Source organism: Cupriavidus sp. KK10 (assembly GCF_018223725.1).
Lineage (GTDB): Bacteria > Pseudomonadota > Gammaproteobacteria > Burkholderiales > Burkholderiaceae > Cupriavidus > Cupriavidus necator.
Genome location: NZ_CP073677.1, coordinates 3630852 through 3654907 on the forward strand (window position 1 = coordinate 3630852; position 24056 = coordinate 3654907).

25 protein-coding genes are annotated in these 24056 nt (G+C 67.4%); 19 read left to right on the forward strand and 6 right to left on the reverse strand.

All coding sequences use genetic code 11. The features are described 5' to 3' along the window. Positions 1 to 29: 29 nt before the first annotated feature. The 5 genes from fliD (at position 30) to KB879_RS17035 (ending at position 3923) form a co-directional block, all read left to right on the forward strand. The gene (fliD, locus tag KB879_RS17015; protein WP_013953947.1) at positions 30 to 1436 is read left to right on the forward strand and encodes a flagellar filament capping protein FliD; all 1407 of its coding nucleotides are present in this window, start codon (positions 30 to 32) and stop codon (positions 1434 to 1436) included. A gap of 38 nt (positions 1437 to 1474) precedes the next feature. After that, entirely contained in the window at positions 1475 to 1900 is a 426-nt protein-coding gene (fliS, locus tag KB879_RS17020) for a flagellar export chaperone FliS (protein ID WP_013953948.1), read from the forward strand. A 1-nt stretch (position 1901) separates the two neighbouring features. Then, positions 1902 to 2243 carry a flagellar protein FliT gene (locus KB879_RS17025; protein WP_013953949.1) on the forward strand — a complete coding sequence of 114 codons (342 nt, stop codon included), beginning with the start codon at positions 1902 to 1904 and terminating at the stop codon, positions 2241 to 2243. Between the two features lie 70 nt (positions 2244 to 2313). After that, positions 2314 to 3639: a flagellar hook-length control protein FliK gene (locus tag KB879_RS17030; RefSeq protein WP_211979459.1), complete on the forward strand. Its 1326-nt coding sequence runs from the start codon at positions 2314 to 2316 to the stop codon at positions 3637 to 3639. Further along, positions 3636 to 3923, forward strand: a complete 288-nt coding sequence (locus tag KB879_RS17035; RefSeq protein WP_211979460.1) for an EscU/YscU/HrcU family type III secretion system export apparatus switch protein — start codon at positions 3636 to 3638, stop codon at positions 3921 to 3923. Before KB879_RS17030 ends, KB879_RS17035 begins: the two co-directional genes overlap by 4 nt. A 77-nt stretch (positions 3924 to 4000) precedes the next feature. On the opposite strand, the gene fliE is transcribed toward KB879_RS17035, so the two are convergent. Continuing rightward, a complete protein-coding gene (gene fliE / locus KB879_RS17040; RefSeq protein WP_041688225.1) occupies positions 4001 to 4324 on the reverse strand; it encodes a flagellar hook-basal body complex protein FliE in 324 nt (107 codons plus the stop codon). 406 nt (positions 4325 to 4730) lie between these two features. Here fliE and fliF point away from each other — a divergent pair, with 406 nt between their 5' ends. The 9 genes from fliF (at position 4731) to KB879_RS17085 (ending at position 13504) form a co-directional block, all read left to right on the forward strand. Continuing rightward, on the forward strand, positions 4731 to 6461 hold the full coding sequence (gene fliF / locus KB879_RS17045; RefSeq protein WP_013953953.1) for a flagellar basal-body MS-ring/collar protein FliF: 1731 nt from the start codon (positions 4731 to 4733) through the stop codon (positions 6459 to 6461). Further along, complete coding sequence (gene fliG, locus KB879_RS17050; RefSeq protein WP_013953954.1) at positions 6448 to 7458, forward strand: flagellar motor switch protein FliG; 1011 nt, start codon at positions 6448 to 6450, stop codon at positions 7456 to 7458. Before fliF ends, fliG begins: the two co-directional genes overlap by 14 nt. Further along, positions 7445 to 8263 (forward strand): flagellar assembly protein FliH, encoded by an 819-nt coding sequence (gene fliH, locus KB879_RS17055; protein WP_211979461.1) that lies wholly within the window; start codon positions 7445 to 7447, stop codon positions 8261 to 8263. The genes fliG and fliH overlap by 14 nt, the downstream gene beginning before the upstream one ends. Then, positions 8256 to 9731 carry a flagellar protein export ATPase FliI gene (gene fliI, locus KB879_RS17060; protein WP_211979462.1) on the forward strand — a complete coding sequence of 492 codons (1476 nt, stop codon included), beginning with the start codon at positions 8256 to 8258 and terminating at the stop codon, positions 9729 to 9731. The genes fliH and fliI overlap by 8 nt, the downstream gene beginning before the upstream one ends. After that, a complete protein-coding gene (gene fliJ, locus KB879_RS17065; RefSeq protein ID WP_013953957.1) occupies positions 9709 to 10167 on the forward strand; it encodes a flagellar export protein FliJ in 459 nt (152 codons plus the stop codon). Before fliI ends, fliJ begins: the two co-directional genes overlap by 23 nt. Before the next feature lie 26 nt (positions 10168 to 10193). Further along, positions 10194 to 11618 (forward strand): flagellar hook-length control protein FliK, encoded by a 1425-nt coding sequence (locus KB879_RS17070; protein WP_211979463.1) that lies wholly within the window; start codon positions 10194 to 10196, stop codon positions 11616 to 11618. Positions 11619 to 11820: 202 nt separating this feature from the next. Continuing rightward, the gene (locus tag KB879_RS17075; protein ID WP_211979464.1) at positions 11821 to 12237 is read left to right on the forward strand and encodes a type II toxin-antitoxin system HicB family antitoxin; all 417 of its coding nucleotides are present in this window, start codon (positions 11821 to 11823) and stop codon (positions 12235 to 12237) included. A 31-nt stretch (positions 12238 to 12268) separates the two neighbouring features. Then, a complete protein-coding gene (gene alkB / locus KB879_RS17080) occupies positions 12269 to 12931 on the forward strand; it encodes a DNA oxidative demethylase AlkB (RefSeq protein ID WP_211979465.1) in 663 nt (220 codons plus the stop codon). Between the two features lie 84 nt (positions 12932 to 13015). Further along, positions 13016 to 13504: a GFA family protein gene (locus KB879_RS17085; RefSeq protein WP_211979466.1), complete on the forward strand. Its 489-nt coding sequence runs from the start codon at positions 13016 to 13018 to the stop codon at positions 13502 to 13504. A gap of 59 nt (positions 13505 to 13563) precedes the next feature. Here KB879_RS17085 and cysK read toward each other — a convergent pair whose 3' ends face one another. Further along, positions 13564 to 14481: a cysteine synthase A gene (gene cysK / locus KB879_RS17090; protein WP_153954100.1), complete on the reverse strand. Its 918-nt coding sequence runs from the start codon at positions 14479 to 14481 to the stop codon at positions 13564 to 13566. Between the two features lie 427 nt (positions 14482 to 14908). Between cysK and KB879_RS17095 the strand changes: the two genes are divergently transcribed. Both KB879_RS17095 and bcsS read left to right on the forward strand, forming a co-directional pair. Beyond that, positions 14909 to 17068, forward strand: a complete 2160-nt coding sequence (locus tag KB879_RS17095; protein WP_211979467.1) for a glycosyltransferase — start codon at positions 14909 to 14911, stop codon at positions 17066 to 17068. A 13-nt stretch (positions 17069 to 17081) separates the two neighbouring features. Beyond that, the gene (bcsS, locus tag KB879_RS17100) at positions 17082 to 17795 is read left to right on the forward strand and encodes a cellulose biosynthesis protein BcsS (RefSeq protein WP_211979468.1); all 714 of its coding nucleotides are present in this window, start codon (positions 17082 to 17084) and stop codon (positions 17793 to 17795) included. Positions 17796 to 17829: 34 nt separating this feature from the next. Here bcsS and KB879_RS17105 read toward each other — a convergent pair whose 3' ends face one another. The 3 genes from KB879_RS17105 to KB879_RS17115 all read right to left on the reverse strand — a co-directional run bounded on the left by KB879_RS17105 (position 17830) and on the right by KB879_RS17115 (position 21200). Next, the gene (locus KB879_RS17105; RefSeq protein ID WP_013953965.1) at positions 17830 to 18459 is read right to left on the reverse strand and encodes a DUF938 domain-containing protein; all 630 of its coding nucleotides are present in this window, start codon (positions 18457 to 18459) and stop codon (positions 17830 to 17832) included. Positions 18460 to 18589: 130 nt separating this feature from the next. Then, positions 18590 to 19102, reverse strand: coding sequence for a GNAT family N-acetyltransferase (locus tag KB879_RS17110; RefSeq protein WP_041228739.1), 513 nt, complete (start codon positions 19100 to 19102; stop codon positions 18590 to 18592). A 112-nt stretch (positions 19103 to 19214) separates the two neighbouring features. Then, positions 19215 to 21200, reverse strand: coding sequence for a PhoX family phosphatase (locus tag KB879_RS17115; RefSeq protein ID WP_211979469.1), 1986 nt, complete (start codon positions 21198 to 21200; stop codon positions 19215 to 19217). Between the two features lie 298 nt (positions 21201 to 21498). Between KB879_RS17115 and KB879_RS17120 the strand changes: the two genes are divergently transcribed. Together KB879_RS17120 and KB879_RS17125 are read left to right on the forward strand one after the other, a co-directional pair. Then, entirely contained in the window at positions 21499 to 22116 is a 618-nt protein-coding gene (locus KB879_RS17120; protein WP_211979470.1) for a YigZ family protein, read from the forward strand. Then, entirely contained in the window at positions 22109 to 22423 is a 315-nt protein-coding gene (locus KB879_RS17125; RefSeq protein ID WP_153954096.1) for a 2Fe-2S iron-sulfur cluster-binding protein, read from the forward strand. Before KB879_RS17120 ends, KB879_RS17125 begins: the two co-directional genes overlap by 8 nt. Before the next feature lie 52 nt (positions 22424 to 22475). Here the strand turns inward: KB879_RS17125 and KB879_RS17130 are convergent, their stop codons facing one another. After that, a complete protein-coding gene (locus KB879_RS17130) occupies positions 22476 to 23573 on the reverse strand; it encodes a PHB depolymerase family esterase (protein WP_211979471.1) in 1098 nt (365 codons plus the stop codon). Between the two features lie 132 nt (positions 23574 to 23705). Between KB879_RS17130 and KB879_RS17135 the strand changes: the two genes are divergently transcribed. Beyond that, positions 23706 to 23906, forward strand: coding sequence for a DUF3606 domain-containing protein (locus KB879_RS17135; protein WP_018314584.1), 201 nt, complete (start codon positions 23706 to 23708; stop codon positions 23904 to 23906). Positions 23907 to 24056 lie beyond the last annotated feature (150 nt).

Sequence of the window (24056 nt, forward strand, 5' to 3'; positions counted from 1 at the left end):
TGAATATCAGTTGAAGACGAGACAATAATATGGCAACGATCTCCTCCATCGGCATCGGTTCCAACCTGCAACTGAGCGATCTGCTGGACCAGCTGCAGAAGGCCGAGCAGGCACCGCTTGACGCTATCAATGCGCAGGCCAAGAGCTACCAGACCAAGTTGTCGGCCTACAGTCAGGTGCAAAGCGTGCTGGATGCCTACCAGGGCGCGGCGAAGAAGCTGTCCGATGCTGCCACCTTCGGCGCCGTAAAGGCCAGCGTCGGCAACACGGACGTGATGACCGTCACCACCGCTGCCAACGCCGTGCCTGGCAGCTACAGCATTACTGTCAACACGCTGGCCACCGCGCAGTCGCTGGTGAGCAGCAACGTTGCCGACCAGAAGGCCGCGATCGGCGGCGGCGAGCTCGTGTTCGACTTCGGCGAAGCGCTGGCCACCGGTGGCGCCGCCACTACCACCAAGAAGGTCACCATCCCCGCGGATTCTTCCCTCGAAGGGATGCGCGATGCCATCAACAAGGCCGGCATCGGGGTGACCGCCAGCATCGTCAATGACGGCAGCGCCAGCCCATACCGCCTGGTATTGACGTCGGACAAGACCGGAACGCAAGCCACCATGCGCGTGTCGTCGACCGATGCTGCACTGAACAGCGTGGTTGCGTTCGACCCGGCCGCGGCGCCCGCCGCCAACAAGATGGAACAGAAGGTGCCGCCTGCCAATGCGACGCTGAAGATCAACGGCATCGACGTGGTCAGCCAGAGCAATTCAGTGGTGGACGCAGCGCAGGGCGTGACCATGAACCTTGTCAAGCCAGGCACGACATCGCTGGTGGTGACCCGTGACAACGTCGCAATCAAGGCCGCCGTCCAGGCTTTTGTCACCGCCTACAACAACATTCAGAGTTCCGCCAAGTCGCTGACGGCATTCGATACCAAGGCCGGTACGTCCGCGGCATTGACTGGCGACGGCACGCTGCGCACGATCCAGTCCGGCCTGCGGTCGATGCTGGGCGGCGCCATGGATGACGGCAACGGCGGCACGATCACGCTGATCGACGTCGGCATCAGTTTCGACAAAGACGGCACGATGAAGCTGGACGACACCAAGCTGACCAAGGCGATAAACGACAACCTGGGCCGCGTCACGTCCCTGTTTTCCAGCACCACCGGCGACGGCGGAATCGGCAAGCGCGCCAGCACCTATATCGAGGGCCTGAGCAAGACCGATGGCGCGCTGAAGGTGGCTCAGGATGGCATCACCAAGACGCTGAAGGACCTGGAAGACGACTATGACCGCGTCCAGGACCGCGTTACTGCCACGGTTGCTCGATACAAGGCCCAGTTCACGCAACTGGACCTGGTGGTCGCGCAGATGAACCGCACAAGCAGCTACCTGACGCAGCAGTTCAATGCGCTGAACAACAGCGCCAAAAAGTAACCGTCCCGCCGCATCCCACAGCCTGAAGGAACCCAACCATGTTCGCCCGCGCATCCGCCAATGCCTACGCCCAGGTCGGCGTCCAGACCGGTGCCATGAGCGCCAGTCCGCACAAGCTGATCACCCTGCTGTACGACGGCGCGCGCGCGGCGATTGCGCGGGCGAAGTTCCACCTGGAAGGCGGCAGTATTGCCGAACGCGGCAACGCCATCTCCAAGGCCATCGACATCATCGACAACGGCCTGCGCGCCGTGCTCGACCATGAGGCTGGCGGCGAGATCTCCGCCAACCTCGAATCCCTGTACGAGTACATGGTGCGCCGGCTGATGCTGGCCAACCTGCGCAGCGACGCAGCCCTGCTGGCCGAGGTCGACACGCTGCTCGAAAGCCTGGCTTCGGCCTGGGCGCAGATCGACGACACGGCCGCGGCCGCGGATCAGCAACCCGCCTTGCAGGACAACTGACATGGCTTCCCTTCCCAAGTTTTCCCCGATCGTGGACTGCTACGAGGAAATCCTCGCGCTGTCCGCACGCATGCACGAGGCCGCCCAGGCAGCTGACTGGGACACCGTAGCCAAGCTGCAGCAGGGCTACCTGGCCCAGGTGGATCGCCTGCGCCAGATGGACCACGAGGCACCGTTTTCCGATGCGGAACGCATGCGCCGCTACCAGTTGCTGGACCGCATCCTCACGTACGACGCCCGCATCCGTGACCTGGCCATGCCGCAGCTGAAGAAGCTCGGCGACATGCTGACCAGCTCGCGCCGCCAGTTCGAACTATCCGCCGCCTATGGCGCCACGGCCTGACGCAGCCTGACCGCTGCACTGCTCCCTGCGGCGGGCCGGAAAGCCCGCCGTCTGCATTCAAGCGACCCGTATGACCGGCATCCATCTGCCTCCAGGCCTGGCACCCGGTCAGGCCCCGGACCCACAACCGCTGCGCACCGCGCTTGCCATCGACAAGCTGGCGGCGCTGCAGCCCGTGCCCGAGGCCACCGAGTCGAATGTCCAGAACTCCACTGGCCAGGCGATCCGCCACAGCCAGCAGGCCACCGGCCCCAACGCCTTGGCGGGCCAGGCTGCGTTGCTGCCGGGCACTTCGACGCAGGAATCGCTGAGCGCGGCGGCGCGCGCCATCCTTGCGGTGATGGACGGCACTGAGGCCCAGCCGGTTCGCAGCGCCGGCCCGCTGCTGGCCGCCGCGCCCACGCCAGCGTCCGCGCAGGCCGCCGCGGCGGCCTTTGCCAACACGGTCGGGCAGAGCGGCCTGTTCTACGAATCACACCTGGCGCAGTGGGTTGCCGGGGCGCGCGCGTTGTCCGGCATCCGCCAGGAGCCGCAGGCGCAAGTACCGGTGCCGGCCCGAGCGGCTGCCCCAGGTGGCACTGCGCAGGCCGCAGCAACAACGCTGCCGTCTGCGCTGCTGACCTATGCCGGCGGTGCCGCAGCGGCGGAGCCGGCGCGGCCCTCGGCGCCGCCGCTGATTCCGGCCTCGCAGGTGCTGGCTGAAGCGCTGGCTTCGGCCGGCAATCCGCGCGTGGCCCACAGCCATGCGGCCGCGGAACAGGCGCTGCGGCAAGGCACCGCCACCACGGCGGCTTACAGCCGCGAAGCCGCTGCCGAACCCGGGACCCAGCGCCAGTCCGCCGCGGCGCTGGCCAGGCAGGCCTACCAGACTACCGCGGAGGCTGGCGCGCGCACTGTTGCGCCGGACAGCCTCGCCCCGCACGCGGCGCGCGCCGCCGCGGGCCTGCCGGACATCGCCTCGGCGGACGCCGGCCGGCAGGCCGCGGCAGCCGGCCCGGCCATCCATCCGGCTACCGAAGGCGTGGTCCGCCAGCAGCTGGAACTGCTCGCCACGCAGCAGTTCCGCTTTGCCGGCGAAGCCTGGCCCGGCGTGCCGATGGAGTGGGAGTTGCTGCGCCCCGATGCGGATGGCGCGGCGCAGGCCCATGACGACAACGCCCGGCCATGGTCCAGCCGCCTGCGGCTGCAATTGCCGAGCCTCGGCATCGTCGAAGCGGTGCTGACACTGGGACCGGCAGGGCTCGACGCCCGCGTGGCAACGCCCGAGACCGATGTCGCGGCGCGTTTCATCGCGGCACGGCCGCTGCTGCGCAACCAGCTGGAGGCGCAGGGCATCGTGCTGCAGCGCCTGAGCGTGCAGACCCAGGACAACATGACAGAAGGAGAGGCGCGATGAGCGAAGCGGCGCAAGACCGCGGCACGGCGATCGCGCTGTCCTACCAGCACAGCGACAAGGCCCCGCGCGTAGTCGCCAAGGGCTATGGCGTGGTGGCCGAAGCCATCATCGCCCGCGCGCGCGAAGCGGGCGTCTATATCCACGATTCGCCCACCCTGGTGAACTTGCTGATGCAGGTCGACCTGGACAGCCACGTGCCGCCGCAGCTCTATGTGGCCGTGGCAGAACTGCTGGCGTGGATCTACCACCTTGAAGCGGGCATGGACGCAGGCGCTGAAGCGTAGACCTGACCCGGACGACAAGAGCCCCTGACCGCTTGCGCGCGCCAGGGGCTCTTTGCTTTCTGGGCAGGCCGGTAGGCTTACACCGCCATATTCATCATTTCCTGGTATGCCGCCACCAGCCGGTTCCGCACCTGCACCCCGGTCTGGAACGACACATTGGCCTTCTGCAGATCGATCATCACGTCATTGAGGGCCACGCCGGGCTTGCCCAGCTCGAATGCCTCGGCCTGGCCGTAGGCACGCTCCTGCGCGGCGTTGATGCGCCCCAGCGAACGCTGCAGCTCGCCGGCAAAGCCGCCGCCGACCGGCGCGGCGGACTGGCTGGCACTGTTGCCCGAGGCAACCTGGGACATCCCGCGCAGTTGCTGCAGCATGCCCTCGATGGAAGAGATAGTGGTCATTTGGCTCGTCGTATGCCGGTCCACCGGCAGAGTTCGTCTTGTGGCGCGCCCTTGCATCACATAACGGCCTACCGGCAGGTGGGCCTCAGGCGGTTCGCAGCCAGTTTCAGCCCCCGCAGAGTACCCGCCGCCTCCGCTCTCCCATGGGCCGAAATCGGACAAAAAACCGCGTCTGTTCGCCGGATTGTCGCGCTCAAGTCTGGCCGATCATTGCCACCGTGCCGGAAGAGCGCGGGCTGTCGTCCCGTGCTGGCTCCGGAAATCACCAGACAACCATCGATTCGGGAGTACGCGTGTTTTCTCTGCAGCGTAATGTGAGCCGTGCCGTGAGCCGCGCCGACGACCAAGGCGGTCAGCATCGCCCGTGCCGTCGCGAGCATCGCGGCGCCGGATCCGGAGCACGCGCATGACCGCGGCCGTGGCACTGCCCGGGCGCCCGGCAGAAGTGCTCGAGCGCCTGAAGGCCAACCCGAAGCTGCCGCTGATGCTGGGCGGCGCAGCCTTGGCCGCGGCCATCGCGGTGGGCGTGCTGTGGTCGCGCAGCCCGGACTACAAGGTGCTGTACAGCAACCTCTCCGAGCGCGACGGCGGCGCGGTGCTGCAGTCGCTGCAGCAGATGAACGTGCCTTACAAGTTCGCCGAAGGCGGCGGTGCGGTGATGGTGCCGGCCGAGAAGGTGCATGAGACCCGCCTGCGCCTGGCATCGCAGGGCCTGCCCAAGAGCGGCACCGCCGGCATGGAGCTGATGGACAACCAGAAGTTCGGCATCAGCCAGTTTGCCGAGCAGGTCAACTACCAGCGCGGACTAGAAGGCGAGTTGGCGCGTTCGATCGAATCCATCGCCGCGGTGCAGTCCGCCCGCGTGCATCTGGCCATCCCCAAGCCGACGCTGTTCGTGCGCGAGCGCCAGAAGCCGACCGCGTCGATCGTGCTGCAGCTGTACCCGGGCCGCGCCGTCGATGAAGGCCAGGTCGCGGCCATCGGCCACCTGGTGTCGTCCAGCGTGCCGGAGCTGACGCCCAAGTCGATCTCGATCGTCGACCAGCACGGCAACCTGCTGTCGAACACCGGCAACGAGCGCATGCTCGACGCGACCCAGCTCAAGTACGTCCAGGCGCTGGAGCAAAATTACCTGAAGCGCATCGAAGCGATCCTGACGCCGATCGTCGGCAAGGACAACGTGCGCGCGCAGGTGACCGCCGACGTGGACTTTTCCATCGTCGAGCACACCGACGAGAGCTACAAGCCGAATCAGGACCCGACCCGCTCGGCCATCCGCAGCCAGCAGACCAGCGAATCGACCCAGCAGGGTGCCACGCCGCCGGGCGGCGTGCCCGGCGCGCTGTCGAACCAGCCGCCGGCCGCCGCCGCCGCGCCCGTGACCACGCCGCAGACGCCGCGTGCGGGCCAGGCGCCGGGACAGGCCGGTGCTCCGGCTGCCGGGCAGCCCGGACAGCCGGCGCAAGCTGCCCAGCCAGGCCAGGGGGCCCCGGGCGCCAATTCCACGGCTTCCAGCGGCCCCAGCAGCAATCGGCGCGACTCCACCGTCAACTACGAGCTGGACCGCTCCGTGCGCCACGTGCAGCAGGCACCGGGCGGCGTGCGCCGCCTGTCGGTGGCGGTGGTGGTCAACTACCGCCAGCAGGCCGATGCCAAGGGCAAGCTCGTGGCCGAAGCGCTGCCGCCGGCACTGCTGGCGCAGATCGAGAACCTGACCAAGGAAGCGATGGGCTTCTCGGCCGACCGCGGCGACTCCATCAACGTGGTCAACAGCCCGTTCACCGCCGAGCGCGAGAAAGCCGCGCCCGAGGTGCCGCTGTGGAAGCAGCCCGACATGATCGAGCTGGGCAAGACCCTTGCGGGCTACCTGCTGCTGGCAGTGCTGGCGCTGTTCGTGTGGTTCAAGGTGGCGCGCCCGATCCTGCGCCGCTACACCTCGCCGCCGCTGCCGGCGCCGGAAGCCAGGGACGAGACCGAGGCGGTGCTGCTGCCGCCGGACGAGCCCGCCAACCCGGAAATCCTGCGGCTTGCCGCCAAGTATGAAAGCGACCTCGCGCTGGTGCGCGACGCCGCACAGCGCGACCCGCGCCTGGTCGCCAGCGTGATCAAGAACTGGATTGCCAATGACAACCGCTAAGGGCATGTCCGAATCTGGCCTGCAAAAGAGCGCCGTCCTGATGATGGCGATCGGCGAGGATGCCGCGGCCGAGGTGTTCAAGCACCTGTCGCAGCGTGAAGTGCAGGAGCTGGGCTCGGCCATGGCCACGCTCAGCTCGGTCACCCGCGAGGAAATGGCCGAGGTGCTGGGCGAGTTCCGCTCCGAGACCGAGCAGTACCTGGCCCTGAACGTCGATTCCAACGCCTTTATCCGCAGCGTGTTGAACAAGGCGCTGGGCGAGGAACGCGCCCAGTCGGTGATCGAAGACATCCTGGAATCACGCGATCCGGGCGGCGGCATCGATTCGCTGAACTGGATGGACGCCACGGCCATTGCCGAGCTGATCCGTGACGAGCACCCGCAGATCATCGCCACCATCCTGATCCACCTGGACCGCCAGAAGTCTTCCGAAGTGCTGGCGCTGTTCACCGACCGCCTGCGCAATGACGTGATCCTGCGTATCGCCACCTTCGGCGGCGTGCAGCCGGGCGCGCTGCAGGAACTGACCGACGTGCTGACCAAGCTGCTGGCGGGCCAGAGCCTGAAGCGCAGCCGCATGGGCGGCGTGCGCACCGCGGCCGAGATCATCAACCTGATGAGCACCGCGCACGAAGAGGCCGTCATCGACGGCGTGCGCCTGCACGACGGCGACCTGGCGCAGAAGATCATCGACGAGATGTTCCTGTTCGAGAACCTGCTGGAGGTCGACGACCGCGGCATCCAGCGCGTGCTCAAGGAAATCGCCACCGAGTCGCTCATCGTCGCGCTCAAGGGCGCGCCGCAGGAGCTGCGCGACAAGTTCATCCGCAATATGTCCACCCGCGCCGGCGAGATGCTGCGCGAGGACCTGGACGCGCTGGGCCCGGTGCGCGTGTCGCAGGTCGAGGCCGAGCAGAAGGCAATCCTGCAGGTGGTAAGACGCCTGGCGGATGCGGGCGAAGTGCAGATCGGCGGAGGCGACGATGCCTATGTCTGAGGCAAACCCTGAGCGCGGCCAGGCCGCACGCCGCGCGCCGCGCGGCGACCCGCTCTCTTCCCTTGCCGGCAACGGCGCGGCCGCCGATCCTGGCGGCTTTGCGCCGTTCGAGCCCCCGCGCCGCGCGCGTGGCGGCGCAGCCGGCTGGCAGCGCTGGCAGATGGGCTCGCTCGATCCCCGGGATATGGAGCCGCCCGAAGCCCTGGCCGCCATGCCATCCGAGCCCGCACCGCCGCCGATCGACTTCGAGGCGCTCGACGCGATGCGCGAAGGCGCGCGCAAGGAAGGCTATGCCCAGGGCTACACCCAGGGGCAGACCCAGGGCTACGGCGACGGCCACCGCGAAGGCTACGCCCGCGGCCTGGAAGCCGCACGCAACGAGGCCACGCAGCTGCAGGCGCTGGCCACCAACTTTCGCAGCGCGCTCGGCGGCGTGGACGACCAGGTCGCGCTCGCGCTGGTGTCGCTGGCGCTGGACGTGGCGCGCCAGCTGGTGCGCACCGCCCTGGCAAACGACCCCGCAGTGCTGCTGCCGGCCGTACGCGAGCTGCTGACAAGCGAACCAGCGCTGTGCGGATCGCCCAGCCTGCTGCTGCATCCCGACGACGTGGCGCTGGTGGAAACCCACCTGCATGGCGAACTGGCGGCCGCCGGCTGGACCGTGCGCGCCGATCCGTCGGTGGCGCGCGGCGGCTGCATCGCCAGTGCCGCCAGCGGCGAGCGCGATGCCACGCTGCCTACGCGCTGGACCCGCGTGGTCAAGGCGCTGGGCCGCGACGATCCGTGGGAGCCGCCACATGCCTGATGCCGCCGAGCAAGCCACGCCCGCGCCGGATTCCGCGCTGGCTCATGCGCAACGCTGGATCGGCGCGCTGGACAGCGCCACGGCCGGCATCGCCGGGCTCGACAGCAAGCGCAGCTGCGGCCGTCTGACGCGCGCCGCGGGCCTGGTGCTGGAAGCCGTGGGCCTGCGCCTGCCGGTGGGCAGCGACTGCCTGATCGAGCTGCCCGCCGGGCAGTTCACCACCGACAGCAATGCCCCGCGCACCGCGGAAGCGGAAGTGGTGGGCTTTGGCGCCGACCGGCTCTACCTGATGCCGCAATCGGATGTGGTGGGCTTGCTGCCGGGCGCGCGCGTCTATCCGCTGGAACCATCGCCGCAGCCGGCCGGCATCACCGCGCCGCGCGAGCCGGGCTCCAAGCGCCTGCCGGTTGGCGCCGGCCTGCTGGGCCGCGTGCTGGATGCCGCGGGCCGTCCGCTCGACGGGCTGGGCCCGATCACCGCCGCCATGGAGGTGCCGCTGGCCGGCGAGCAGATCAACCCGCTGATGCGCGCGCCGATCGAGACTGTGCTCGATACCGGCGTGCGCGCCATCAACGGCATGCTGACCGTCGGACGCGGCCAGCGCATGGGGCTGTTCGCGGGCTCGGGCGTGGGCAAGAGCGTGCTGCTCGGCATGATGGCGCGCTATACCAGCGCCGACGTGATCGTGGTCGGCCTGATCGGCGAACGCGGCCGCGAAGTGAAGGAGTTCATCGAGAACATACTTGGCCCCGACGGCCGCGCACGTTCGGTGGTGGTGGCCGCGCCGGCCGATACCTCGCCGCTGCTGCGCATGCAGGGCGCCGCCTATGCGACGCGGCTGGCCGAGTATTTCCGCGACCAGGGCCAGCACGTGCTGCTGATCATGGACTCGCTGACGCGCTACGCCATGGCGCAGCGCGAGATCGCGCTGGCCATCGGCGAGCCGCCGGCCACCAAGGGCTACCCGCCCTCGGTCTTTGCCAAGCTGCCGACGCTGGTCGAGCGCACCGGCAATGGCCCCGAGGGCGGCGGCTCGATCACCGCGTTCTACACGGTGCTGACCGAAGGCGACGACCAGCAGGACCCGATCGCCGATTCCGCGCGCGCCATCTTGGACGGCCATATCGTGCTGTCGCGCAGCCTGGCCGAATCCGGCCACTACCCGGCCATCGACGTGGAAGCATCGATCAGCCGCGCCATGACCGCGCTGATCCCGGCCGCCCAGTTCGGCTCGGTGCGCCGCTTCAAGCAGCTGATGTCGCGCTACCAGCGCAACCGCGACCTGATCAGCGTGGGTGCCTACGTGCCGGGCAACGACCCGGAGCTGGACCTGGCGATGCGCCTGCACCCGCGCATGGAAGCTTTCCTGCAGCAAGACATCCACGAGCGCGCCGGCTACGACGACGCCATCGCCCAGCTTCACAGCCTCTTCGACAGGAGTGAACATGCCCAGGCATTCACCGCTTAATACGCTGGCTGACCTCGCCCAGAACGATACCGACGCCGCCGCGCGCGAGCTGGGCAGGCTGCAGGGACTGCGCACGCAGGCTGAGCAGCAGCTCAACCAGCTCACCGAGTACCGCCATGAGTACCGCGCGCGCATGCAGGTGGTGGCCGCCGAAGGCATGACCTCGAGCCGCTGGCAGGATTTCTCGCGCTTTCTCGATTCGCTCGACCATGCCATCCGCCAGCAGGGCGCGGCGCTGGCCAAGGCCGAGGCCGACCTGCTGGCAGGGCGCAACCACTGGCAGCACCAGAAGCGCCGCCTGAACTCGTTCGACACGCTGATCGCGCGCGCCGAAGCGAAGGAAGACCAGGTTGCCGCGCGCCGCGAGCAGCGCGCCAACGACGAATACGCAGCCCGCCTGGTCCGCACCACGGCCAGCCGCCTCAGCGAAGCCTGACCCGGGCCACACCCGTAGCCAACCCCATGATCGATATCAGCCAGATTGTCAGCAGCGCCGCCAATGCGGTCGAGAGCGCCAGGCGCGCCACCGCCGACGCAACCGCAAGCGGATTCGGCGACGCGCTGTCGCGCGCTCGCGAAAGCAGCAAGGCCCCCGCGCCGCCGGCCAGGGAAACCACCGCGCGCGACCAGCCCGCATCGCGCCAGCCCGCGGCGCAGGCCGATGCCGGCAAGCCCCAGCCAGTCGCCGCGGCCGGCAAGAAGCCCACGGCCGGCCACAAGGATGAAGACCAGGACCAGGACGACACCACGGCAGCCACGCCGACGGACGCCGCAGCCGCTGCCGCAGCGGCCCTGGCACTGATGCTGCCTGCCGCCGCCCCGACCAGCCCTGCTGCCGCACCGTGCGCGCCAGGTTCCGCCCTCGCGGGCGTTGCCGACACCGGCGGCGGCGCCGCACTGCAGGCGGCGCTGGCAAATGCCACGCAGCCGGCCACGGCAGATGTCCAGGCCGATGCCATGCCGGCGGCCGCCACGCCGCAGCCGGACACGCTGCAGGTCGTCACCACCGAAGCCCGGCCCGCACAGCCTTCGATAGCCGACACGCTGGCCACCATCGCATCCCAGCGCGCCGCGATGCAGGCCGGCACCAGCGCAGGCACCGACGGCAAGGCCGGCACGGCCCAGGCCATCCCGGGCGACGTACTGGCCGTCCAGCAGCAGGACACCACCGGCCAGTCTGCCGGCGGATCGGGCAATCGCCCCGACAGCGGCATCGCCCAGCACCGCGCCGATCCGCTCGCCGCCAACCCCGGCACGGCGGATACCAGACCCGTGGCAACACCGTTCGCCGTCGCACAGGCTGCCGCCCGCACCGGCGAGGCTACCGCCGCCAGCCCCGACAACACGCAAGCCGCGGCCGCCGCCTTGGCCGGCCAGGCCACCCCGTCGGCTACTGCAGCCGCTGCAGCCGCCTCCGCCCGTCCCGTGGTCACCCCGCCGCTGTATGACAGCCAGTGGCCGCAGGCCCTTGGCCAGCAGATGATCCGCATGAGCACGCAAGGCCAGCAAAGCGCCGAACTGCAGCTGAACCCGCCCGACCTCGGGCCGCTCAAGGTCGTGCTCAACGTGGTCAACGAGCAGGCCCAGGCCCAGTTCGTCTCGCCCCACCAGGCCGTGCGCGCCGCGGTGGAAGCGGCGCTGCCGCACCTGCGCACCGCGCTGTCGGAAAGCGGCATCCAGCTTGGACAGACTTCGGTGGGCGCAGACGGCTTTGCCAGCCAGGCGGGCAATGGCAACGGGCAGCAACAGCAGGCACCGGAGAATGGGCGCGGGCAAACCAGCTTTGGTGCCGGCACGCTGGCGGCTGTTGAGCCGGCGGCGGTGGCCAGTACGACGGCCCGTCCCGCACGCGTGCTTGGGCGTGGCGAGATCGATACGTTTGCCTGAGTTCGCGCTACGCAGCGCGTGGTGATTGCGCCAAGGAAGAATGCAAGGCCGCCCGACGGGCGGCCTTTGTCATGTCAGCGGCGGCCGGTTCATGTATTTCGCTCACAATCCTGCAACCAGATTTAACGGATTGCTGCTAGAATCAGTAAACATTTTTGCTTACCATACACCCGGCATCCGTTGTCGCAGGAGGAGTCCCAATATGCTGCGTTTCCCTGCCAACATCGTCCCGGACGACGGTGGCTTTGCTGTGTCGTTTCCCGATATCCCCGAAGCCCTGACCAGCGGCGACACCATCGAGCAGGCCCGCGAGATGGCCGCCGATGCGCTCGCTACGGCCATGGAGTTCTATTTCGAAGATGGCCGCCCGGTGCCGCTGCCGTCGAAGGCAAGACGCGGCCAGCATCTGGTAGAACTGCCGGCCAGCGTGTCGGCGAAGGTGCTCCTGCTTAACGAGATGATCGCGCAGGGCGTGACGCAGGCGGAACTGGCGCGCCGGCTGCATACGCGCAAGCAGGAGGTGCAGCGTATCGTCGACCTGGACCATGCGACCAAGATCGATACGATCGAGGCTGCATTCCTGGCCTTGGGGAAGCGGCTGGAACTGACGGTCGCCTGACCGCGCCAAGGCGTCCGCAATCCTCCATCTCATGACTTTCGACCTGTTCGACGACCTGCCACCGAGCGGCTCCGGCAGCCCCGCCATCGAACCCCTCGCCGACGGCGCCGTAGTCCTGCGCGGCCTGGCCCGTGCGGATGCCGAAGTGCTGCTGGCCGACGTCCAGGCCGTCATCGCGCTTGCCCCCTGGCGGCACATGATCACCCCCGGCGGGCTGAGAATGTCGGTGGCGATGGTCAACTGCGGCACGGTCGGCTGGGTCTCCGATGCGCGCGGCTATCGCTATGACCCCGTCGATCCGCTGAACGGAAAGCCGTGGCCGGAGATGCCGGCGAGTTTCCGGCAACTGGCCACCACCGCGGCGGCGCAAGCGGGCATTGCCGGTTTCGAGCCGGATGCCTGTCTTATCAATCGCTATGAGCCGGGCACCCGGCTCTCGCTGCACCAGGACCGCGACGAGCGCGATTTCAGCGCGCCCATCGTCTCGGTCTCGCTGGGGCTGCCCGCGGTGTTCCTGTTCGGCGGCATGCGCCGCGCGGACCGTCCGCAGCGGGTGCGGCTGGCGCATGGCGACGTGGTGGTGTGGGGCGGGCCGTCGCGGCTGGCCTTCCACGGCGTGGCGCCACTGGCCGATGGCGACCATCCGCTGCTGGGGCGGCTGCGCATCAATCTGACATTCCGCAAGGCGCTCTAGCCATCACCGCCGCCTTGGCACTTTGCCGGGGGTTTTCTACAGTCAATGGACTGTCCTGAACGCCACCGTGCAAAGGCCCACACCATGCATCTAGACGGCTCCTGCCATTGCGGCGCCATCCGTTTCTCGCTCGAATCCGACTCGCCCTACCCGTATATGCACTGCCATTGCTCAATCTGCCGCAAGACGGCGGGGAGTGGCGGCTACGCGATCAACCTGGGCGGCGATGCGGCCACGCTGCGCGTGCGCGGGCGCAAGCACCTTGGCATCTATCACGCCGTGCTGCGCGAGCCCGGCAAGCGCGCGCGGCGCTCGCCGGCGCAGCGGCATTTCTGCGTGAAGTGCGGCAGCGCGCTGTGGCTTTGGGACCCGCGCTGGCCAGAGCTGGTGCATCCGCATGCATCGGCCATCGACACAGCGCTGCCGCGCCCGCCGGAGGTGGTGGAGGCTGCGCTGGATTCTGTCGCGCCCTGGGTCGACGTGCCCAAGGGCAAAGGCCATGTGCACTGCGACACCTGGCCGAAGGAATCGCTGGCGGACTGGCACAAGCGGCACGGCCTGTCGTCGCGCTGAGCGGCTGCCCAAAGCGTTCTGAGCGCCCGGGCCGCACGGGCCAGGGCGCTCATGCCTGCTTATGCGGGCAGGAACCCTTCGACGGTCAGGTAGCGCTCGCCGGTATCGTAGTTGAAGCCCAGCACGCGCGCGTTGGCCGGCAGTTCGCGCAGCTTCTGTGCGATCGCGGCCAGCGTGGCGCCGGACGAGATGCCGACCAGGATGCCTTCCTCGCGCGCGCAGCGGCGTGCCATCTCGCGCGCGGGCTCGGCATCGACCTGGATCACACCGTCCAGCAACGACGTATCGAGATTCTTCGGGATAAAGCCCGCGCCGATGCCCTGGATCGGGTGCGGCGCCGGCGCGCCGCCGGAGATCACCGGCGAGGCCACCGGCTCGACGCCGAACACCTTGAGCTGCGGCCACTTGTCCTTGAGCACGCGGGCACAGCCCGTCAGGTGACCGCCGGTGCCAACGCCGGTGATCAGTACATCCAGCCCCTCGGGGAAATCGTTCAGGATTTCCTGCGCGGTGGTGCGCACGTGCACGTCGACATTGGCCGGATTCTCGAACTGCTGCGGCATCCACGCGCCCGGCGTGGCGGCGACCAGTTCCTCGGCGCGCGCGATCGAGCCCTTCATGCCCTTCTCGCGCGGGGTCAGGTCAAAGGTGGCGCCATAAGCCAGCATCAGGCGGCGGCGCTCCACCGACATGCTGTCCGGCATCACCAGCACCAGCTTGTAGCCCTTGACCGCGGCCACCATGGCCAGGCCGATACCGGTATTGCCCGAGGTCGGCTCGATGATGGTGCCGCCCGGCTTGAGCACGCCACGGCGTTCGGCGTCTTCCACCATCGACAGCGCGATGCGGTCCTTGATCGAGGCGCCGGGGTTGCTGCGCTCCGACTTGATCCAGACCTCGTGGCCGTTGCCGAACAGCCGGTTGATGCGGATATGCGGGGTATTGCCGATCGTCTGCAGGATGTTCTGGACCTTCATCTTGTTCTCCGTGGCGGGCGCGATGCCGCAGGCCTGTAAGGCACTGGCATCGCAGGATCGAATGACGGGACGATTCTAGAGCAAAGCGCCACGCAGGCGGAACGCTTCATGCCAGGATCGTATCGTCTGCAATGCCCTCCTTAACCATTGACCGTATGCCCTGCGCAGGCCACCGCTCTATCGCGCAGGCGCTCGGCGATCAACTCACGCAACCGTGGAATCTGCGCGTAGATTTTGGTCACTAGCCAGCTCGTCCCCGCCCCTGCCTTAAATGATCTTCATATCAGAAATAAACAACAACCGTCTGATGCGACATGAAGTCGTCAAAGAGCTCCCGCCTATGGCACCATGCGGACTAGTCGTATGACTATGCCGATATAGGTCTCCGCTTGTAGCTCGACGGGCAAGGCGCCCATTGGAAGCCAACATGAAGACTGAGCAGCCCAAACGCTATATCGCCTTGCTAGTGGCCGTCTACGTGTCTTGCGGATTCGCGTATCTCGCCTGGCGCGTAGGAACCGTCAACATGGACGCGCCGTGGCTGTCTCTGCCGTTGTATGCCGCTGAAGTCTACGGTTATCTGAGCGGACTTCTGTTCGTGCTGATGACCTTTCGGCTCAGCGTGCGGGAGGTAGTACCGCCGCCAGCGGGACTGAAGGTCGATGTATTCGTGCCCACTTACAACGAGTCCGTGGACCTGCTGCGCCGTACGCTGCTGGCGGCCACGCGGATGGAGTACCCGCATGTTACCTGGCTACTCGATGACGGCCGGCGGCCAGACATGCGCAAGCTGGCCGAGGATCTGGGCTGCCGCTACCTCACCCGCGATAACAACTCCCACGCCAAGGCCGGCAACCTGAACCACGCGCTGCAGTTCTGCGAAGGCGAATTCATTGCGATCTTCGACGCCGACCATGCTCCTCGCAAGGATTTCCTGGTGAATACACTGGGATTCTTCCACGATGCAGACGTTGCGTTCGTGCAGACACCGCAGGACTTCTTCAATATCGACTCGTTCAACCACCGCATCGGCAAGAAGCGGGTCTGGGATGAGCAGGCGCTCTTCTTCAAAGTCATACAGCGCGGCAAGGACGCACTGAATGCGGCCTTCTTCTGCGGCAGTTGTGCGGTGATCCGACGTTCCGCGGTGGAGAGAATCGGCGGCTTCGCCACCGAGACCGTTACGGAGGATGTCCATACGGCCGTCAAGCTGCACAAGCTGGGATTCAAGTCTGTGTACTACGCCGAATCACTCGCCTTTGGCCTGGCGCCGCACAGCATTGACACCTACCTGAAGCAGCGCATGCGTTGGGGAATGGGAGCGATGCAGGTGTTCCGGCGCGAAAGAATTCTTTTCAGCCGAGGCCTGACGCTGGGCCAGCGACTCAATTATTTCGCGTCGGCACTTTACTTCTTCGAAGGTTGGCAGAAGCTTGTTTTCTTTCTGACACCGCCGGCAGTATTTCTCTCGGGCGACCTACCCATCGTCGCATCGCTCAACACCTTCCTGCTGCTGTTCTGCCTGTACTACCTGCTGTCGATGTTGGTTCACCTTGAGCTGGGACGCGGCTACAACTCGCTGCTTCTCAGCGAGCAGTACGCCATGACTCGATTCTTTGCCTTCATGTCAACGAGCGTTGGACTGTTTCGTCGCAACATCCCGTTTGCCGTGACCGACAAGCAGCTTTCCGATACTGGCAGGATGTGGCTCTGGATGTCGCCGGTGCTAGTGCTGGCGGGGATTACGGCAATCAGCGTGCCGACAGGCCTGTACCGGATGCATACAGGGAGCATTCCGGTCGGTGCAGGCGTCGTCACGCTCATATGGACCTGCGCGACCCTTCTCACGGCAGCAATGGTGATCGTGTACGCTCACCGCCATGCAAGCAACCGCCGCACCGAGTACCGCTTCCCGCTGCGGCTGCCGATCACGCTGACCCTTGATGGCACGTCATACCTTGGCTTGACATCGGACCTTTCCCCCAACGGCGCGCTTTACATCGGGGAGCCAATTCCAACGTTATCCCGCGGCGACACGGTAAACATAGCCATCCACCTGCCCAATCTGATCGTATGCGATGCGGCCGCCGCAACGTTCGTCAACCGATCTGCGGCGTGGGCGGAAAAGGCCGCGGCGGGCGTCGCCGGGGAGGCCACAGTGGGACTGCGCTTCAACTGGGATGCGCAGGGCAACACCGGCGCACTCGAGACGTTCCTGTACGGCAGTCGGCTGCAGCTTGAAATGGGCAACCTTTCCGAAACCGAGACCCCGCCTCTTACTCGCCTGGCTGAATTGCTGAGCCGCGACGGGGGCGCGCCACTGCTGACGCAGAACTGGGCGCCGGGACTGCTGATGCAGCCGCTGCGCGCCGGTGTGTTGCCGGTGGTCATTGCCACGATCGAGGGCGCGGCGCCGCTGCTGTTCAGCAGTATCGAACTCGATCTGGACACTGGTGCCACGTTGCGTCGCACAGCGAAAGGCATGGCCACGGAACATGCGGTCAGGCTGACGCCCACGGGCAGGCTAGCGACGCCAACCGGCGATTTCCACCTTTACAACATTACGCCGCACGCGACGACGGTATGAAAGAAAAGGCCGCATGACGCAGGACACGCGCAAGAATATTCGGGCCGACCGTGCGCTCGCCATCGTAACCCTCTGTGGCGCGGCCATCGTCCCGTTGCCGGCTATGGCGGGCACGTTGTTCGGCGGGGCAAGCTTCGCCGGTGGAGGTGAGCGTAGCGAATACGCTGGTGTCACCGGCAATTGGCTGCCGGTGCCCTTCCTCACCCAGAAGCTCGTCGTCAGCGACTACCACTACAAGTACGGCTCGAACGGCACGACGGTGTCAGTGAACGGACAGTCGGCCGAGGCGGCGCTTGGCGTACAGAAGGGCTGGAAGACCGGCTGGGTTGAAGCCACGGCCGGCGCGCGCTATCGCTACAATCGCGTGTCGCCAGAAGGCGCCGATAACCGTGCCGACGGCGGCGAATGGGGCCTGGCATTGACAGTCCTCGGCCAGCAGGAGTTCGCGCAACACTGGGCCGTCAACGGGATCGCGAGCTACAACATCGGGCCCAAGGCGTATTGGGCGCGCGGCCGGATTCTCTACAAGATTTTCGGCGATGCGTGGGCCGGCGCGGAGGTCATCAAGCATGGCGATCCGTTTTACCACTCCACGCAGGGCGGTCTGGTGCTGACCGGCATCTCGCTCGGCCAGACCGTGAAGCTTGGCTTCTATGGTGGTGTCAAGAAGACCGGTGGGCAGCCGCGCGCATTCTATGGCGGGCTGGAAATCAGCAAGGCGTTCTGATGGCGCTTGTGCCGCACCCAAGAAAATACGCTAACTATTTGATTCCATTGACATGGAACGTTAGGCTGAAGTTGTTGGCCGGCATTGGCACCGGCTCGTCGCAGCGCATGCCCTGCGCCTCGCCCAGCGCGATCACGGCTTCCATGTCGCGCACGCCCCAGTCGGGGTCGGTGGCGCGCAATTGCGCGTCGAAGGCCGCGTTGCTCGGCGCCGTATGCGCGCCGCCGCGGCGATAGGGGCCGTACAGGAACAGCACGCCGCCAGGGCCCAGCAGCTTGCCGGCGCCCTCGAACAGCGCCTCGGCCGCGGCCCATGGGGCAATATGGATCATGTTGATGCACACCACCGCATCCGCGGCATCGATGCCCCATGGCTGGCGGCAGACATCCAGCGCCAGCGGCGCGCGCACATTGGCCAGGCCCGCATGCGCGGTCCAGGCTGCGATCGACGCGCGCGCGGCGGCTTCCGGATCGCTTGGCTGCCAGGTCAGTCCCGGCAGCGCTGCGGCAAAGTGCACGGCATGCTGGCCGGTGCCGCTGGCAATTTCCAGTACCGTGCCGCTGGCGGGCAGCACGTTGCGCAACACCGCAAGGATAGGCTCGCGGTTGCGCTCGGTGGCGGGCGCCATGCGGCGTGCGTCGGGGTCTTGGGTCGAGCCGGTCATGATGGCATGCTCAGCGGGGGAAAGCGCCTAGCGTAGCAGAATCGGCCCGCCGGGGGGCGCTCCGCCCTGAGGGGCTGCGTGTCAGCTGATGAGGGGCGGCAGCCTGGGCAGGATGCGATGCCGCTGTACCTCAACGGCGCCCCGGGATCTGGTAGATCAAGCGCTCAAACTTGAGGGTCGTGGCCTGGCCCACGACCGTGCCGCCAAGCGACTCTGCGATCCGGCGGCTGGGCCAGTTCTGTTCGGCCACCGGATAGACCAGGTGCGCCGGCGACAGGTTGTCCTGCGCCCATTGCGCCAGCGCGGTGACCGCTTCCAGGCCGAAGGCATGGCCGTGGCAGTCCTCGCGGATCCAGATGCCGAGTTCCGGCGCGGGCGTGTCGGCGTGGTGCAATCCCGCCAGCCCCAGGAACAGCCCGTCGTCGGCACGCCGGATGGTGAGCACACATTCCGAACCTCGCGCCATGCCTATCAGCCAGCCTTGCCACACGGCTTCGAAAGCCGCCGGCGTGGGCGATGGCTCCCAGTCCATGAATCGCGCAAGCGTCGGGGTGATGCAGGCAAAGGCCTCGGCTGCGTCGTCGCCGCGAAAGGGCAGCAGGCTGAGGCGCGCGGAGTGGATGTGCGGAAGCTGGTCAGGCATGACGGGCGGGAGGCTGGGCATGATGCCGGAGTTGCCATGTTAGACGATCGCGCCCCAACAAAAAACGGCGGGCCGAAGCCCGCCGCCTTCATCCTGGCACTGCGCTACCGCGTCAGGCCTTGGCCAGCCTGACGCCAGTCGGGTCGCCCGTCAGGTAGCCCACGGCGGCACCGAAGCGGTCCTTGTAGTTGGCCATCACCTTCGCCTCAAGCGCGGGCCGGACCTTGTCGTGCAGCGGCGATTCCCAGTCGCCAACGTGCTGGAAGTTGCTCATCACATAGGTCCAGCCGTTGATCTCGTCCACCGCGTGCAGGCCCGTGGATTCGGCGCCGACCGGGCACGACAGCACGCGGCTGAGCACCTTGGTATCGACGTTGTACGCCCACAGGAAATTGTTGACGTGGGTATTGCTGTCCTCGCCGACAAACAGCGTGCGCAGCTTTTCCGAGAACTTCAGGTTGTCGGGCGTGGCGACCTTGTCAGGGTTGGCAAAGTTGCCCAGCGCATCCTGCTGCTTCATCTTGCCGCCGCCCAGGTCTTCGCTGACCAGCGCCGGCACCGCCGCCATGTCGACCGGCACCCATTCGCTGTTGATGGCCGTGCCGGTCTTGTCGGCCTGGCCGCCCTTCAGGTTCAGCTCATAGACGGCGCCGGAGTACGGGCCTTCCACCTGGATGTCGCCGGCGTTGGCGGCATTGGCCGTGAGCATGCTCGACTCGATGCGCGACATTGCCGAGTAGGCCTTCTTGTCCTTGATGTTGACCGTGGTGCCTTCCATCTTGGTGAAGCCCAGGCTGCCGCCGACCAGTGCGGCGTAGCGGTGCGTTTCCAGGAACGCCGCGGCCTTTTCCATGCCCGGCATCAGCTTCACCCAGTTCGGCTTGCCGTTGTAGAGGATGCGGGTGTAGCTGACATCAGCCGGATCGGCGGTCTTGACGTCCATGATGTCGGCCAGCTTGATGCCGCCGTCGACCAGCGCGCGGATTTCGGCACTGGTGGCGCTGCCCAGCCTGATCCACGACAGCGTGGCGCTGCCCGGGCCCACGCCCGAGGTCTGGTGCCACTTGGCCACGTACAGCGTGCCGGACGACAGGTCGCGGGCGCGGTCGGCGATAAACAGGAACAGGCCGCCGTTGGTGGCATCGTCGCCCATCAGCACGGTGCGCTCGTCGGGCATGACCTGCACCAGTTCATGCGAGATGCGGCCCAGGCAGTAGTGCTTCTTGATGGTGCCGGTGCCGTCCGGGTTGACCGTGACTTCCGGCAGGTGGCCGTAGTGGTAGGCGTTGGCGCGCGCCGGGTCGCCGTACAGGTTCTGGCTGTAGCCCTGCAGCTGCGTGACCGCGCTGGCGTTCAGCAGGTCGGTCTCGTACTCTTCGCTCGACAGGTGGGTGTTCCACGGCGACAGGCTGGCGCCGCAGGTGATCCACAGGCCGTTGACGCCCGAGGTATCGACGTTGTGGTACTTGACCGGGGTCAGCTTGCCGGTGGCCGGGTCCTGGTCCAGCGTCACCACCGCGATGGGCGACGGCAGCAGGCCGTACATGCTGGCATTGCCCTGGTTGCGCGTGGTGTACTCGAACTGCACCACCGCAAACACCGTCTTGCCCTTGACGCCGGGCACGGTCGGGTTGGCCAGGGTCAGCAGCGAGCTGCCGTCCGGCGCGTCGGAGAAGAACTGGCGTTCCTTGCCGGCCACGGAGGTGTCCATGATCGGCCTGTTGTTGATGTCGTAGTAGCCGCCGGCCAGGATGGTGCCGCCCTTGCCGTCGGGCAGGGTGTCGCCGGTGATGAAGAACGGCTGGTAGGCCAGCTTGTAGGTCTGGCTGCTGCCGTCGCTGAACGACACGTTGAGGCTGGAGCCCACCGTGGTTGTCGCCATCGCGTCCGGCGTAGCCAGCGTCGGCGCGCTCATGCCGACGAACTCGGCCGTGGTGAACGTGGCGGCCTGGGCCGGCGGAAGCGGCGCGGCGACAGCGTCGTCGCCACCGCCGCAACCTGCCAGCAGGCCGGTGGAGGCAAGGCCAAGCGGCAGCATCGGCGCGCCGGCCAGGAGCTTCAGGGCCTTGCGGCGGCCAGCATTGGGTTGTTCAAGCATGTTCTCGATCCGGGGAAGAGGAAGGGATATGTTGTTCACTGCGTATTTGCGCCGGCCCCCGCGGGTGGGACCGGGCACCTGTTGGCACAGGCGGGCGGCGGGCGGCATTGCGCATGGCCGGAGCGGATCGTAGGCGCAGTTTGTGACAACAAGTTGACGATACGACACAAAAGCGGCGCTTTCGGCCAAGCCCCGGATGCCGCTGCGGTACACTCGCCCTTTGCATCCGCGGCTCCACAGGCGCGGATCCGTTGAATGCCGGCAGCCTCCGTTTCTGCCCCCCCTTCCGCCCTGCCGCTTGCCCACATACACGCTAGCCACCCCCGTCCAGGCCGAGATCGAAATCCGCAAGAGCCGCTTCCTGGCGCTGGCGCTGCCCGTTGCCGACCGTGACGCCGCCATGGCGGCACTGCAGGCGCTGCGCGCCGAGCACCCCACCGCCACCCACGTGTGCTGGGCATTGCTGGCTGGCGGCGCCTCGGGCATGTCCGACGATGGCGAGCCCTCCGGCACCGCCGGCCGGCCCATCCTGGAAGTGCTGCGCCACCATGACCTGGACGGCGTGCTGGCGGCGGTGGTGCGCTATTACGGTGGCGTCAAACTGGGGGCGGGCGGGTTGGTGCGCGCTTACACCGATGCCATCGCGGCCGCGCTGAAAAAGGCCGAGCGCGTGGAACGCATCGCCTACGGCACCCTGACGGTGTCAGTCGACTATGCCGACGAGCCGCGCGTGCGCCGCTGGCTCGACTATGAAGCGCAGCCAGGCTGCACGCTGGCCGGCACCGCCTATGGCGCGCAGGCCACGCTGGTCCTGCGCATGCCCGCAACCCAGCTCGACGCCGCGCGCGATGCCCTGCGCGACACGACCCACGGACGCGCCCAATTCCCGGAAGCGGAGGATGAGGCCCATGGCTGAACGCGAGCCGGTGGCGCCGGACGACCGCGCGGAATTCACCGCAAGCGTGCTGCCAGGCAATACCCGCTTCGCCGCGCCGGCGGCGTTGAGCCTGCTGGAAGCTGCACTGCTCGAAGGCGTGGCGCTGCCCAACTCTTGCCGCAATGGCACCTGCCGCGCCTGCGCCAGCCGGCTGCATGCGGGGACGATCCGCTATCGGATCGAATGGCCGGGGTTGAGTCTGGATGAGAGGGAAGAGGGGCTGATCCTGCCGTGTGTGGCTTGTCCGGCCAGTGATGTGGTGATTGAGCCTGTCAGGCTGGGGTAGGTCTCAGGCCTGAAGAGAACCTCACCCGTTGTGCGGCGTCAAGACTACTCTCTCACCCCCAAACCGCCAGAAAAAACCGCAACGCCAGCTTCAACCCATCCGGTCCCGCCGGATCGGAGAACGCCTGGCCGCCTGCCCCGCCGCTCCAGGCGTGACCCAGACCCTCGATCCGCACTAGGCGAACGTAAGGGGACTTTCCCTCCATCCAGTCGAAGACATCCATGGCACGGCGCATGCCGCGCTGGATGCGCCGTGCCGGCACCGCGGACAGCGGGTGCGCATCCTCCGGCTGCAGGTGCATCCACATGCCCGCCGCGGCGGTGGCATTGCTGAAGTCGACCACGTGGTCGGCATCGCCATGCAGCAATAGCAACGGCGGCGGGCGGCGCCCCGCCAGCCCGAACCGCAGCGCCTGCATGGCCTTGGCATCGGGCCCGTGCCCCCCGCGCATGGCACGCGCTGCCTGGGCGGCATTGGTGGCGCTCCAGGGCACCGCGCCGGAGTGCGAGCCGACCGCGGCGAAGCGCTCCGGGTAGCGTAGCCCCAGCATCAGCGCCATCGCGCCGCCCGCGGACAGTCCCAGCACGCTGACGCGGTCGACGGCAACCGGATGGCCGCGGCAAGCCTGGTCGATCAGCGCCATCAGCAGCCCGGCTTCGACGCCACCCTGCGCGGCGGGCCGGAACCAGTTCCAGCAGCGCTGTGCATTGGCCTGCGAGGTCTGTTCAGGCAGCAGCACCACCCAGCCGGCTTCGCGCGCCACGGCGGCGGCGCGCGTGACCGCGGCAAAGCTGGCGGCGTCCTGGCCGCAGCCATGCAGCAGCACCAGCATCGGCGCGCGACGCGACGCCGTGACGCCGGCCGGCACGAAGATGCGGTAGCGGCGCGGTGCCAGTGGCGCGCCCCATGCGCCTTCCTCCCAGCGCCCGCTGCCGCGGTTCTGCGGCGCCTGCACCGGCGATACCACGCCCGACAGTGCGCGCTGGGTGGCGGCCGTGACTGCAGCCGATTGCTTCACCGCGTTGCGCACGATGGCCTCGGTCATCGGCTTGGTCAGGTTCTGGTTGACGGCGCGCTGCATGCGGCGCGCATTGCGGGCCGCGGCCTTGTTCAGCGTGGACCAGAGTTTTGCACCGGATGAGCGGGGCATGCGGCGTCCTGTCGGCTGGGGTAACCCGTACATCATATGCGCAAGCTCAGGCCGTCTTGCATGCAACGCGCGCCGGATGACTGCCTACAATGCAAGGGCCGTGTCGCCCCGAGACATGGACAGGAGGCAAGCATGAGCGATGTGACAAGCGAGTTCAGGCCGCTGGATCCTGGCCGCATCAACCTGATGGATCCGCTTGAAGTGCAGTACTGGTGCCGGGAGCTGGGCTGCAGCACCAGCGACCTGGAGAACGCCGTCGATGCCGCGGGCGACCATATCTCCGCGGTACGCGCGCAACTGGAGTCGAACCAGGCCGGCGCGCGGCCTGGCTGAAATCCCGAGACAAACGGTGGCAGGCAGGCATCCCCGGCTGAGCGGGGATGCCTGTGGAGCGTGCCACGTGAGATGTCGGCGCCGTGTCCGTTCCATGACGGCATGCGCGGCATGCATCAATCGCATGCGTGCATGCAGTCCATACCCCTG

Excerpts from the sequence above, each read along its gene's own strand:
- KB879_RS17125 (WP_153954096.1), top strand. The coding sequence starts at position 22,109 with ATGGCTGAACGCGAGCCGGTGGCGCCGGACGACCGCGCGGAATTCACC.
- KB879_RS17095 (WP_211979467.1), top strand. The coding sequence starts at position 14,909 with ATGAAGACTGAGCAGCCCAAACGCTATATCGCCTTGCTAGTGGCCGTC.
- bcsS (WP_211979468.1), top strand. The coding sequence starts at position 17,082 with ATGACGCAGGACACGCGCAAGAATATTCGGGCCGACCGTGCGCTCGCC.
- fliG (WP_013953954.1), top strand. The coding sequence starts at position 6,448 with ATGACAACCGCTAAGGGCATGTCCGAATCTGGCCTGCAAAAGAGCGCC.
- KB879_RS17135 (WP_018314584.1), top strand. The coding sequence starts at position 23,706 with ATGAGCGATGTGACAAGCGAGTTCAGGCCGCTGGATCCTGGCCGCATC.
- alkB (WP_211979465.1), top strand. The coding sequence starts at position 12,269 with ATGACTTTCGACCTGTTCGACGACCTGCCACCGAGCGGCTCCGGCAGC.
- KB879_RS17115 (WP_211979469.1), bottom strand. The coding sequence starts at position 21,200 with ATGCTTGAACAACCCAATGCTGGCCGCCGCAAGGCCCTGAAGCTCCTG.
- cysK (WP_153954100.1), bottom strand. The coding sequence starts at position 14,481 with ATGAAGGTCCAGAACATCCTGCAGACGATCGGCAATACCCCGCATATC.
- KB879_RS17070 (WP_211979463.1), top strand. The coding sequence starts at position 10,194 with ATGATCGATATCAGCCAGATTGTCAGCAGCGCCGCCAATGCGGTCGAG.
- fliH (WP_211979461.1), top strand. The coding sequence starts at position 7,445 with ATGCCTATGTCTGAGGCAAACCCTGAGCGCGGCCAGGCCGCACGCCGC.
- fliS (WP_013953948.1), top strand. The coding sequence starts at position 1,475 with ATGTTCGCCCGCGCATCCGCCAATGCCTACGCCCAGGTCGGCGTCCAG.
- fliJ (WP_013953957.1), top strand. The coding sequence starts at position 9,709 with ATGCCCAGGCATTCACCGCTTAATACGCTGGCTGACCTCGCCCAGAAC.
- KB879_RS17110 (WP_041228739.1), bottom strand. The coding sequence starts at position 19,102 with ATGCCTGACCAGCTTCCGCACATCCACTCCGCGCGCCTCAGCCTGCTG.
- KB879_RS17085 (WP_211979466.1), top strand. The coding sequence starts at position 13,016 with ATGCATCTAGACGGCTCCTGCCATTGCGGCGCCATCCGTTTCTCGCTC.
- fliE (WP_041688225.1), bottom strand. The coding sequence starts at position 4,324 with ATGACCACTATCTCTTCCATCGAGGGCATGCTGCAGCAACTGCGCGGG.
- KB879_RS17075 (WP_211979464.1), top strand. The coding sequence starts at position 11,821 with ATGCTGCGTTTCCCTGCCAACATCGTCCCGGACGACGGTGGCTTTGCT.
- KB879_RS17105 (WP_013953965.1), bottom strand. The coding sequence starts at position 18,459 with ATGACCGGCTCGACCCAAGACCCCGACGCACGCCGCATGGCGCCCGCC.
- fliF (WP_013953953.1), top strand. The coding sequence starts at position 4,731 with ATGACCGCGGCCGTGGCACTGCCCGGGCGCCCGGCAGAAGTGCTCGAG.
- KB879_RS17025 (WP_013953949.1), top strand. The coding sequence starts at position 1,902 with ATGGCTTCCCTTCCCAAGTTTTCCCCGATCGTGGACTGCTACGAGGAA.
- KB879_RS17130 (WP_211979471.1), bottom strand. The coding sequence starts at position 23,573 with ATGCCCCGCTCATCCGGTGCAAAACTCTGGTCCACGCTGAACAAGGCC.
- KB879_RS17030 (WP_211979459.1), top strand. The coding sequence starts at position 2,314 with ATGACCGGCATCCATCTGCCTCCAGGCCTGGCACCCGGTCAGGCCCCG.
- fliI (WP_211979462.1), top strand. The coding sequence starts at position 8,256 with ATGCCTGATGCCGCCGAGCAAGCCACGCCCGCGCCGGATTCCGCGCTG.
- fliD (WP_013953947.1), top strand. The coding sequence starts at position 30 with ATGGCAACGATCTCCTCCATCGGCATCGGTTCCAACCTGCAACTGAGC.
- KB879_RS17035 (WP_211979460.1), top strand. The coding sequence starts at position 3,636 with ATGAGCGAAGCGGCGCAAGACCGCGGCACGGCGATCGCGCTGTCCTAC.